The organism is Modestobacter excelsi (assembly GCF_005930495.1).
Lineage (GTDB): Bacteria > Actinomycetota > Actinomycetes > Mycobacteriales > Geodermatophilaceae > Modestobacter > Modestobacter excelsi.
The window spans coordinates 131857-143458 of sequence record NZ_SJEX01000004.1 but is presented as its reverse complement, the minus strand read 5'-3'; the positions used below and the strand labels follow the sequence as shown (position 1 = coordinate 143458).

Annotated in this window: 7 protein-coding genes; 4 read left to right on the top strand and 3 right to left on the bottom strand. The window is 75.4% G+C overall.

The genetic code is table 11. The annotated features are described in order from the left end of the window. Positions 1 to 1073, top strand: a 1073-nt coding sequence (locus tag FHL80_RS03070; RefSeq protein WP_216870369.1) for an SPL family radical SAM protein, incomplete at its 5' end; no start/stop codon positions are given. Here the strand turns inward: FHL80_RS03070 and FHL80_RS03065 are convergent. Then, a complete protein-coding gene (locus FHL80_RS03065; RefSeq protein ID WP_216870368.1) occupies positions 1074 to 1922 on the bottom strand; it encodes a PP2C family protein-serine/threonine phosphatase in 849 nt (282 codons plus the stop codon). A 139-nt stretch (positions 1923 to 2061) separates the two neighbouring features. On the opposite strand from FHL80_RS03065, the gene yaaA reads away from it, so the two are divergent. From yaaA to FHL80_RS03050, 3 genes are read left to right on the top strand one after another with little or no spacing between them, the layout of a single operon-like run. Beyond that, on the top strand, positions 2062 to 2823 hold the full coding sequence (gene yaaA / locus FHL80_RS03060; RefSeq protein ID WP_138731983.1) for a peroxide stress protein YaaA: 762 nt from the start codon (positions 2062 to 2064) through the stop codon (positions 2821 to 2823). A gap of 21 nt (positions 2824 to 2844) precedes the next feature. Beyond that, entirely contained in the window at positions 2845 to 4260 is a 1416-nt protein-coding gene (locus tag FHL80_RS03055) for an amidase (protein WP_138731982.1), read from the top strand. A 13-nt stretch (positions 4261 to 4273) separates the two neighbouring features. Continuing rightward, the gene (locus FHL80_RS03050; protein ID WP_138731981.1) at positions 4274 to 5977 is read left to right on the top strand and encodes a glycoside hydrolase family 13 protein; all 1704 of its coding nucleotides are present in this window, start codon (positions 4274 to 4276) and stop codon (positions 5975 to 5977) included. A gap of 4 nt (positions 5978 to 5981) precedes the next feature. Here the strand turns inward: FHL80_RS03050 and FHL80_RS03045 are convergent, their stop codons facing one another. Continuing rightward, positions 5982 to 6434, bottom strand: a complete 453-nt coding sequence (locus tag FHL80_RS03045) for a PGPGW domain-containing protein (protein ID WP_138731980.1) — start codon at positions 6432 to 6434, stop codon at positions 5982 to 5984. 180 nt (positions 6435 to 6614) lie between these two features. Beyond that, positions 6615 to 11579 carry an NAD-glutamate dehydrogenase gene (locus FHL80_RS03040; RefSeq protein WP_138731979.1) on the bottom strand — a complete coding sequence of 1655 codons (4965 nt, stop codon included), beginning with the start codon at positions 11577 to 11579 and terminating at the stop codon, positions 6615 to 6617. Between the last annotated feature and the right edge of the window lie 23 nt (positions 11580 to 11602).

Below are 11602 nucleotides of genomic sequence, written 5' to 3'. Positions count from 1 at the left end.
CCCCTGCCCCCTCCCGCCTCTGGACCCCGTCCCGCGTCCTGGTCACCCGGTCGGCCGCCGAACGTCCGCACGGCCGGCGCATCCTGCAGCGGCTCGAGGCCGCCGGGGTCTCCGACATCGAGCTCCTTGGTGGCGACCGGCTGCCCAACCTGCGCGGCGACGGCGACCGGGCCGCCTTCATGCGGGCCAAGCAGACCCTCGCCGTCGTCGTCCCGCCGGCGTCCAAGCGCCGGCTCCAGCCGATCCCGCCGTCGGCGGACTGGCGGTTCGACCTGGCCGAGGGCTGCCCCGCGCACTGCCAGTACTGCTACCTGGCCGGCTCGCTGAGCGGCCCGCCGATCACCCGGGTCTTCGCCGACCTCGACGAGGTGCTCGGCGACCTCGACGGCTACGTGGGCTCCGGCGCCGTCACCTCCGGCACCGCCGCCCGCGGCGACGAGGGGACGACGTTCGAGGCGTCCTGCTACACCGACCCGCTGGCGCTCGAGCACCTCACCGGCGGCCTGGCGCGGGCGATCGAGCACTTCGGCACGCACGAGTGGCCGGGGCCGGTGCAGCTGCGGGCGACCACCAAGTTCGACGACGTCGCCGGGCTGCTCGAGCTGCCGCACGCCGGCCGCACCCGGCTGCGCTTCTCGGTCAACGCCGCCTCGGTGGCCCGCCGCTTCGAGGGCGCCACCGCACCGGTCCCGCAGCGCGTCGCCGCCCTGGCCGCGGTGGCCGCCGCCGGCTACCCGGTCGGGCTGACGATCGCCCCGATCATGCCGGGCGAGGGCTGGCGGGAGGAGTACGGCGACCTGCTCGACAGCGTCGCCGCCGCCCTGCCGGAGGGCACCGACCTGACCGTCGAGTGCATCACCCACCGGTTCACGCCGGGCAGCAAGGCGACGCTGACCGACTGGTACCCGCGCACCAAGCTGGAGATGGACGAGGACGTCCGCACCACCAAGCGCGGCAAGTTCGGCTCGGTCAAGCACGTCTACCCGCGGGAGACCATGTCCGAGCTGCGCGGCTGGTTCACCACGGCCATCGCCGACCGGCTGCCCGGGGCGCGGCTGCTCTACTGGACCTGATCAGCGCGGGCGGTGCTGGACCAGGCCGACCGGCACCGGGCCGGGCCAGACGGCCTCCAGCGCCTCCGCGGTCTCCTCCCGCAGCTCGCCGGCCGCACCGACGGTGCTCAGCCGGGCGGCCGGCTCCCCGGCGACCGGCTCGCGGACGTCGGCGACCACCACGGTGATGTTGTCCGTCGGTGGTCCGGCCAGCGCGGCGTCGCGGAGGGCGGCAGCGGCCTGCGCGGGGCTGCCGGAGGCCAGCAGGTCCCGGATCGTGCTGGGCGGGACGACGTCGGACAGCCCGTCGGAGCAGACCATCAACCGGTCACCGGGGCGCGCGTCGAGCCGGATCACGTCGAGCGCGGCCACGTCGTCGTCGGCACCGTGCATGGCCGCGTAGACCGCTGACCGCTGCGGGTGCACGCGGGCCTCGGCGGGGGTCAGCGAGCCGGCGTCGATGAGCGCCTGGACCAGCGTGTGGTCGGTGCTGACCTGGGTCAGCTCGTCCCCGGCGAGCACGAACCCGCGGGAGTCACCGATGTGCAGCAACGCGATGCCCTCGGCGTCGACGTGCATGGCGGTGAGCGTCGTCGCCATCGTGCGCAGCCGCGGCCGCTCGGTGTAGGCCGCCCGGATCCGCTCGTTCGCGCTGGCCACCACCCGCACCGGGTCGTCGGCGCCCTCCCCGGCGCTGCCGGAGGCCAGCGGGGCCAGCCAGTTGACCACCAGGGACGACGCCACGGCGCCGCCGACGTTGCCCCCGACCCCGTCGGCGATGGCGATCAGCAGCGGTCCGGTGACCGCCGAGTCCTGGTTGTCCGGGCGCGGCCCGCGGGTGGAGACGGCCGCTCCATCCAGCACCAGCACCGCTCCCACCTCCCGGCCTGCCCGTCGACGCCGTGCGCACCGATCCAGGGGACGGTAGAGGACGTGGCTGCGCAGTGTGTCCGAACGGTCCCTCGACGTGCCGGGTGTGACGGATGAGGAACACGTACCGTGGCCTGTCGTGCTCGTCCTGCTGCCCCCCTCGGAGACCAAGCACCCCGGCGGGGTCGGGTCCCCGCTCGACCTGACCGCCCTGGGGGCGCCGGAGCTCACCCCGCTGCGCGAGCAGCTGGTCGAGGCAGTGAGAACGCTCGCCCGGGACGTGCCCGCGGCCCGCGCCGCCCTCGGCCTCTCCCCCGCCCAGGACGACGAGATCGCCCGCAACGCCGCGCTGCGCGAGAGCCCGACCATGCCGGCCATCGAGCGCTACACCGGCGTCCTCTACGACGCCCTCGACGTCCGGTCGCTCCGCCCGGCCGAGCGCCGCCGGGCCGACGCGCGGCTCGCGGTCGGGTCGGCGCTGTTCGGGGTGCTGCGGGCGGGGGACGCCGTCCCGGCCTACCGGCTGTCCGCGGGCAGCTCGCTGCCCGGTCTGCCCACCCTGCGGTCGCTGTGGAAGCCGGTGCTCACCGACGTGCTGGCCCGCATCGACGACCTCGTCGTCGACCTGCGGTCCGGCGCCTACGCGGAGCTGGCGCCGGTGCCCGGCGCGGTCACCGTGCAGGTGCTCAGCGAGCGGCCGGACGGGATCCGGGCCGTGGTGAGCCACTTCAACAAGGCCCACAAGGGGCGGCTGGCCCGGGTGCTGGCGACCACGACCGGCGAGCCGGACTCCGTCGTCCGGCTGCGCGCCCTGCTCCGCCGCGCCGGGTTCCACGTGGAACACACCGGCGGCACGGAACTGACCCTCGTCGTCCCGGCCGGCGCGGTTCCTCAGCGCTAAGACAGCCAGTACCGTCCGGGTATGGACGACGACCTCTGCACCCGTCCGGCGACCGAGCTGGCCGCGCTGCTGCGCGACCGGGAGGTCTCGGCGCGCGAGCTGGTGGACGCGCACCTGGACCGGATCGAGCGGCTGAACCCGGCCCTCAACGCGATCGTCACCCTCGACGCCGAGGGCGCCCGGGTGGCCGCCGACGCCGCCGACGCGCGGCTCGCGGCGGGCGAGCCGGTCGGCCCGCTGCACGGCCTGCCGGTCGCGCACAAGGACACCCACGCCACCGGTGGCATGCGGACGACGTGGGGCTCACCGCTGCACACCGACGCCGTGCCCGAGCAGGACGAGCTCGTCGTCGCCCGGCTCAAGGCGGCCGGGGCCATCCGGGTCGGCAAGACCAACGTGCCGGAGTTCGCGGCCGGCTCGCACACCTTCAACACCGTGTTCGGCACCACCCACAACCCGTACCGGCACGGGCTGTCCGCCGGCGGCTCCACGGGCGGCGGGGCCGCGGCGCTGGCCGCCGGGCTGGTGCCGATCGCCGAGGGCAGCGACATGGGCGGCTCGCTGCGCAACCCGGCCGCGTTCTGCAACGTCGTCGGGCTCCGACCCACCCCGGGCCGGGTGCCCAGCCACCCGACCACCATCGGCTGGTCCCAGCTGTCGGTGCAGGGCCCGATGGGCCGCACCGTCGCCGACGTCGCGCTCGGGCTCTCCGCGCTCGCCGGTCCCGACCCGCGGGTGCCCATCTCGCTGGAGGCCCCCGGCGCGTCCTTCGCCGCGCCGCTGCCGACCGAGCTGACCGGCCTGCGCATCGCCTGGGCGCCGGACCTGGGCGGCCGGGTGCCGGTCGACCCGGCCGTCACCGCGACACTGGAGGCCTCGCTCGGGGTGTTCACCGACCTCGGCGCCACCGTCGAGGCGGACTGCCCCGACCTCACCGGCGCCGACGAGGCGTTCGGCGTGCTGCGGGCCTGGCTCTTCGAGGCCAGCTACGGCGACCTGGTCCGGCAGCACCCGGACCAGGTCAAGGAGACGATCCGCTGGAACGCCGCCCGCGGCGCCGAGCTCACCGGCGCCGACGTCGGCCGGGCCGAGGCCGCCCACACCCGGCTGTACGAGCAGGTGGTCGCGTTCTTCGAGCGCTACGACGTGCTGCTGGCCCCGACCACCCAGGTGCTGCCCTTCCCGGTGGAGGTCGAGTACCCGTCGTCGGTGAACGGGGTGGAGTTCGACGACTACCTCGGCTGGATGCGCTCCTGCACGCTGATCTCGGCGACCGGCTGCCCGGCGCTGTCGGTGCCCGGCGGCTTCACCCCCGACGGGCTGCCGGTCGGCCTGCAGGTCGTCGCCGCGCCGCGCGCCGACCGGACGGTGCTGGAGGTCGGCCACGCCTTCGAGCAGGCCACCCGCTTCGGCGAGCGGCGTCCTCCGCTGCGCTGAGAGGATCGGCGGCGTGACCGAGCCGCCGTGGTGGACCAGCGCCGTCGTCTACCAGGTCTACCCGCGGTCGTTCATGGACTCCGACGGCGACGGCATCGGTGACCTCGGCGGCATCCGGCAACGGCTGGACCACCTGACCGACCTCGGCGTCGACGTCGTCTGGCTCTCCCCCGTCTACGCCTCCCCGCAGGCGGACAACGGCTACGACATCAGCGACTACCAGGCCGTCGACCCGGTCTTCGGCACGCTCGAGGAGTTCGACGCGCTGCTCGCCGAGCTGCACGGGCGCGGCATCAAGCTGGTCATGGACCTCGTGGTCAACCACACCAGCGACCAGCACCCGTGGTTCGCCGACAGCAGGGCGTCCCGGACGTCGCCGAAGCGGGACTGGTACTGGTGGCGACCCCCGCGCGCGGGCCTGGCGGCCGGCGAGCCGGGCGCCGAGCCGACCAACTGGCACTCGTTCTTCTCCGGCCCCACCTGGGAGCTGGACGACGCCACCGGCGAGTACTTCCTGCACCTGTTCGCCCGCGAGCAGCCGGACCTGAACTGGGAGAACCCGGAGGTCCGGCAGGCCGTGTACGCGATGATGCGCTGGTGGCTGGACCGCGGGGTCGACGGCTTCCGGATGGACGTCATCAACATGATCAGCAAGGACGTCGCCCCGGACGGCGGACTGCACGACGGGCCGGCGCTGCCCGGCAGCCCCTACGGCGACGGGTCGGCGTCCTACCTGTGCGGGCCGCGGGTCCACGAGTTCCTGCAGGAGATGCACCGCGAGGTGTTCGCCGGTCGGCCGGAGCGGCTGCTCACCGTCGGGGAGATGCCCGGCGTGACCGTCGAGCAGGCCCGGCTGTTCACCGACCCCGCCCGCGCCGAGGTCGACATGGTGTTCCAGTTCGAGCACGTCGGGCTGGACTTCGACGGCGACAAGTGGCACTCCCGGCCGCTGCGGCTGCGCGACCTCAAGGCGTCCTTCGGCCGGTGGCAGGCCGGCCTCGCCGAGGTCGGCTGGAACTCCCTCTACTGGGACAACCACGACCAGCCTCGTGCGGTCTCCCGGTTCGGCGACGACAGCCCGGCGCACCGCCAGGACTCGGCGACCTGCCTGGCCACCCTGCTGCACCTGCACCGCGGGACGCCCTACGTCTACCAGGGCGAGGAGCTGGGCATGGCCAACGCCCCGTTCGCGACGCTGGCGGACCTGCGCGACGTCGAGTCGCTGAACCACGTCGCGCAGGCCGTGGCGGCCGGGGAGGACCCGGAGCGGGTGCTGGCCGCGGTCCGCCCGGTCAGCCGGGACAACGCCCGCACCCCGGTGCAGTGGGACGCCACCGAGCACGCCGGCTTCACCACCGGGACGCCCTGGATCGCGGTCAACCCCGACCACGTCGAGTGGAACGCAGCCGCCCAGCGGGACGACCCGCGGTCGGTGTTCGCGCACCACCGGGCGCTGATCGCGCTGCGGCACTCCTCGGCGACGGTGCAGCGGGGCGACTTCACCATGCTGCTGCCCGACCACGACGACGTGTACGCCTTCACCCGCGCGCTGGACGGCGAGACGCTCCTGGTGGTGTGCAACGTGAGCGGCACGCCGTACCGCCTCGGCGACCTGCTCCCCGGGGCGGCCGGTGCCGAGCTCGTGCTGGGCAACCTCGCCGACCCCGACCCGGCCGTGCTGGGCGCCTGGGACGCGCGGGTGCTGCGGCTGCCCTGACCGGTCAGTCGGAGCGCGGGGTGGTGGCGCGGTACGCCCCGCCACCGGCCGGTTCGCCCGCAGGGCGCTGCGCCCGCGCCTGCTCGACCTTCTCCTGCCGGCGGGCGTAGAAGATCGTGCCGACCAGGAACAGCCCGGACAGGATCAGGACGACGGCGCTGAGGGCGTTGATGAACGGCAGCTCCACCCCGGCGAGGGCGAGCACGCCCAGCACGATCAGCACCAGCGCGGCGATCGCAGCGCCGGCGGCCCGCAGCGGGCTCTTGCCGACCTCCTCGATGCCCTGCTCGGCCTTGTCCTTGGCGTAGTCCAGCGGCTTCTTGGCCCAGGAGAAGCGGGTCGCCAGCACGGCCAGCCCCGCCGCGACGAGGACGAACCCGGGGCCGGGCAGCACCAGCAGGCCGATGCCGGCGAGGGTCAGGAGGCCGCCCAGGACGGCGACGACGACTGTCTTCATGATCCTGTTGTGCCCATCGGTCCCTGGGTCATGCGAGACCACCCGGTCCGGCCGGGCCGGGTCCGTCCACCGGTGCCTGGCGGAGCCGGGATCTCCCGCTCACGGGCGGTGAGCGGGTCCCGTGCGCGGGGCACCGCCGTCGACGCCTGGCTCACCACCGCCGGCCGCCCGCGGCTTGAGTCAGCCCCGGGAGTGCAGGCCGCGCAGCGTGCGGACGGCGACCACCAGCTCGGCGAGCTCGTGCCGGTCCCCACCGGCCAGCTCGGCGAGCTGGGCCGCCGAGCGCTGCTGGGTCACGTCCCACGCGTCCGCCCACCGGGCGACCAGCTCGCCCGCCGGGTCGTCGTCGGAGCCGCGCAGGGCGAGCACGTCGGCGGTCAGCGCGGCCTGCTCGGTCGCCAGGTCGTCGCGGAGGGTGGCCCGGGCCATCGCCGGCCACCGGCGGTCGCGCGGCAGCCCGATGACCAGCTCGCGCAGCGGCACCAGGTCCAGCCGCTCGGCCAGGCACTGCGCGACCTGGCCGGCCAGCGCGATCGGCGCGCCGGTCCGCTCGGCGACCACGGTCAGGTCCAGCGCGGTGGGCAGCAGCGGTGCCGCGGCGACCTCCGCGGCCAGCTCCGGCGGCACCCCGGCCGCCCGCAGCGCCGCGGCTCGGTCGGCGTAGGCCTCGGCGTCGGCCCCGAGCAGCCAGCCCGGCAGCCCGGCGCGGACGGCGGCCACCGGGGCGGCGAACCGCGCGGCCACCGTGCCCAGCGTGGCGGCGGGCTCCGCGGTCAGCTCCGGCACCCGCAGCAGCCAGCGGGTGGCCCGCTCGGCCAGCCGGGTCGCCTCGGTGCGCAGGTGCACCTGGGTGGTGGCGGGCACCCGGTTGTCCAGCTCCCGCGGGGCGTCCCAGAGCCGGTCGACGTCGAAGACCGCGCGGGCCACCGCGTGTGCCCGGACGACCGCGGCCACCGGCGCCCCGGTCTCCTCGGCCAGCCGGAACATGCCGGTCACCCCGGCGACGTTCACCGTCCGGTTGCTCAGCGCGGTGGCCACGATCTCCCGGCGCAGCGGGTGGCTGGTCAGCGCGGTGGGGAACCGCCGGCGCAGCGGCCCGGGGAAGTAGTCGGAGAGCAGCTCGGCCAGCGCCGGGTCGTCGGGCAGCCCGGAGTGCAGCACCGCGTCGCCGACCTCGATCTTGGCGTAGGCCAGCAGCACGGCCAGCTCGGGGCTGGTGAGCGCCTGGCCGTCCCGCCGCCGCTCGGCCAGCGCCCGGTCGTCGGGCAGCGCCTCCACCGCCCGGTCCAGCCGGCCGCCCCGCTCCAGCGCGCGCAGGTACCGCTGGTGGGCGTCGAGCAGCCCGCGGGCGGCCGTGGACTCGGTGGCCAGCGTGGCGTTCTGCGCGTAGTTGTCGGTGAGCACGTCGGCGGCGACCTCGTCGGCCATCTCCGCCAGCAGCCGGGCCCGCCCGGTGGCGTCCAGCCGGCCCTCGTCGACGACGCGGTTCAGCGCGATCTTGATGTTGACCTCGTGGTCGGAGGTGTCCACGCCCGCCGAGTTGTCGATGGCGTCGGTGTTCACCCGGCCGCCGGCCAGCGCGTACTCGATCCGGCCGCGCTGGGTCAGGCCCAGGTTGCCGCCCTCCCCCACCACCCGCACGCGCAGCTGCTCGCCGTCGACCCGGACCGCGTCGTTGGCCTTGTCGCCGACGTCGAGCGCGCTCTCCGAGGCGGCCTTCACGTAGGTGCCGATCCCGCCGTTGAACAGCAGGTCGACCGGGGCCAGCAGCACCGCCCGGACCAGCTCGGCAGGGCTGAGCGCCTCGACGTCGTCGGTCAGGCCCAGCGCGATGCGCATCGGCTCGGAGACCGGGACGGACTTCGCCGTCCGCGGCCACACCCCGCCCCCGGCGCTGATCAGCCCGCGGTCGTAGTCCGCCCACGAGGAGCGCGGGAGCTCGAACAGCCGGCGGCGCTCGGCGAAGGAGACCGCGGCGTCCGGCGTCGGGTCGATGAAGACGTGCCGGTGGTCGAAGGCGGCCACCAGCTGCAGGTGCTCCGACAGCAGCATCCCGTTGCCGAACACGTCCCCGGACATGTCGCCGATGCCGGCGACGGTGATCTCCTGGCTCTGCACGTCCACGCCCAGCTCGCGGAAGTGCCGGGTGACCGACTCCCAGGCGCCGCGGGCGGTGATGCCCATCGCCTTGTGGTCGTAGCCGACCGAGCCGCCGGAGGCGAACGCGTCCCCCAGCCAGAAGCCGCGCTCGATCGCCACGGCGTTGGCCAGGTCGGAGAAGGTCGCCGTCCCCTTGTCGGCCGCGACGACGAGGTAGGTGTCGTCGCCGTCGTGCCGGACCACCCGCTGCGGCGGGACGACGGCGCCGGGGGCTCCGGGTTCGGCGGAGTAGTTGTCGGTCAGCGACAGCAGCGCGCCGATGAACAGCTTGTAGCAGGCCTGCCCCTCGGCCAGCACCTCGTCGCGGTTGGCACCCTCCCCGGGCCCGCGCAGGACGACGAAGCCGCCCTTGGCGCCGGTCGGCACGATGACGGTGTTCTTCACCGTCTGCGCCTTGACCAGCCCCAGCACCTCGGTGCGCAGGTCCTCGCGCCGGTCGCTCCAGCGCAGCCCGCCGCGGGCGACGGCACCGAAGCGGAGGTGCACGCCCATCACCCGCGGCGAGCTCACCCACACCTCGCGCGCCGGGCGGGGCTCGGGCAGGTCGGGGACGGCGTGCGGGTCGAGCTTGAGCGCCAGCGGCGCCCCGCCGGTGAAGACGCCGGCGGTGTAGGCGGTGGTCCGCAGCGTGGCCTGGACCGCGGCCAGCAGCGAGGTCAGCACCCGGTCGGCGTCCAACGACTCCACCGAGCCGATCGCCTCGACCAGGGACCCGACCAGCGCCGTCGTGCGGGAGTCCCGGCCGGCCGAGCGGTCGGGGTGGAACCGCGTCTCGAACAGCGCCACCAGCCGGGCGACGATGCCCGGGTGGGCCGCCAGCGTCTCCTCGACGTAGGCCTGCCCGAACGGCAGCCCGCCCTGGCGCAGCCACTGCACGTAGGCACGCAGCACCGCGACCTGCCGCCAGGTGAGGCCGGCGAGCAGGACGAGCGCGTTGAGCGCGTCGTCCTCGGCCCGACCGGCCCAGACCGCCGCGATGGTGTCGGTGAACCGCTCGGGCAGGCTGCCGGCGAAGGGCACCTCCCCGGTCGGTGAGGCGAGGCCGAAGTCGTACACCCAGGCCATCGGGGCGCCGATCCGGTCGATCTCGTAGGGCCGCTCGTCCAGGACGTCCACGCCCATGTGCTGCAGGACCGGCAGCACGTCGGAGAGCAGCAGCCGCTCCCCCACCCGGTAGACGGTGAGCCGGCGCTCGCCCTCCGGGCCGGTGGAGGTCGCCCACAGCCGCAGGTCCATCCCGCCGGGGGCCAGCTGGTCCAGCCGGGCCAGGTCCTCGACGGCGACCTGGGCCGGGAAGTCCTCCTGGTAGGCCGCCGGGAAGGCGTCCGCGACCCGGGCCAGCATCCGGGCGGCGTCGTCGCCGTGCCGGGCGGCGAGGGCGTCGGCGAGGTCGTCGGTCCAGCTGCGCGCGGCCGCGGCCAGCGTCGCCTCCAGCGCCGGGACGTCGACGTCCGGCAGCGTCGCCGCGCCACGCCGGCTGACCGGCACCCGCACCACGAAGTGCAGCCGGGAGAGCACCGACTCGCTGGACCGGACGGTGAACTCGACGTTGGTGCCGCCGAGCTGCTCCAGCAGCAGCCGCTGCATCGTCAGCCGCACCTGGGTCGTGTACCGGTCGCGGGGCAGGTAGACCAACGCGGAGAAGAACCGGCCGAACGGGTCGCGGCGCAGGAACAGCCGGGTCTGCCGGCGCTCCCGCAGGTGCAGCACGGCCAGCGCGACCGGCAGCAGCTCGTCGACGTCGACCTGCAGCAGCTCGTCGCGCGGGTAGGTCTCGAGGACGTCGAGCAGCTCCTTGCCCGAGTGGCTGTCGGCCGGCACCCCGGACCGCTCGAGCACCGCCTCGACGACCCGCCGCACGAGCGGGACGTCGCGGACGCTGCTGGTGTAGGCCTCGTTCGGGAACAGCCCGACCAGCAGGTGCTGGCGGCCGCGGCTGCCGGGGAGCTCGCCGGGCATCTCGACCACGACGAGGTCCAGCCAGGCCGGGCGCTGCACGGTGGAGCGCGCGTCGCCCTTGGTCACCAGCACCCGGCGGCGGCCCACGGCGCCCGGTGCGGCCAGCGCGGCCGGCGCGACCGAGGTGGTCCGTGCCGGTGACCCGCGGAGCAGGCCGAGCTCCGAGCCCTCCACCACCAGCGGCGGGGTCCCGTCGTCGCCGACCAGCTCGACGGTGCGCGCGCCGAGGAACAGGAAGTTGCCCCTGGTCAGCCAACGGAGCAGCGCGGCGGCCTCGGCCGGGTCGTCGGCGGCGTTGCCGGTCGGCTCGTCGTCGGCGGGCGACCGGTCCAGCGCGTCGGCGATCCCGTGGGCGCGGGCGGCCAGCGCGTCGGCGTCCTCGTGCGAGCGGCGGACGTCGGCCAGCACGGTGCCCAGCCCGGCGACCAGGTCCTCGGCCGCCTCGTCGTCCACCGAGCCGGCCAGCACGACGGCCATCCAGGACTCGGCGAGCGCGTCGGCGCCGCAGGCGGCGGCGTCCGCGCTGTCGCAGAAGGCGATCAGCTCACCCGCCGCGTTGCGGCGCACCACGACGATCGGGTGGACGACGTGCTCGGCGACGATGCCCTGCCGGACGACCTCGGCGGTGACCGAGTCGACCAGGAACGGCATGTCGTCGACGACGACGCGCAGCACCGTCCGGCCGCGCTCGGCGCGGTGCACGTCGACGACCGGGGTGCCGGGCAGCCGGCGGGCGGCCAGCCGGAGGTGGTCCAGGGCGAGCGCGGCGAGGTCCTCGGGCGCGTGGCCGACGACCTCCGCGGCGGGCTCACCGGCGTAGAAGCGGCGCAGCAGCGCCGTGCCGTCCTCGGCGCCGACGCCGGCCGGCAGCGCGTCCTGCCCGCTGATCAGCCCGGCGGCGGCACCTGCGGCGGTGTCCAGCAGCCGGCGCTTCTCGTCCTGCGCGGCCTCCAGCGAGGCCATGTCGACGGGGGAGTCGGCGGGGCGTTCCGGCGCGACGTCCGAGAGTGTTCCGCTGCCCACCATGCCCGCCGACGCTAGTTCCCGGC

Bases quoted from the DNA above. Each gene is read 5' to 3' on its own strand.
- FHL80_RS03055 (WP_138731982.1), top strand. From the start codon at position 2,845: ATGGACGACGACCTCTGCACCCGTCCGGCGACCGAGCTGGCCGCGCTG.
- FHL80_RS03040 (WP_138731979.1), bottom strand. From the start codon at position 11,579: ATGGTGGGCAGCGGAACACTCTCGGACGTCGCGCCGGAACGCCCCGCC.
- FHL80_RS03045 (WP_138731980.1), bottom strand. From the start codon at position 6,434: ATGAAGACAGTCGTCGTCGCCGTCCTGGGCGGCCTCCTGACCCTCGCC.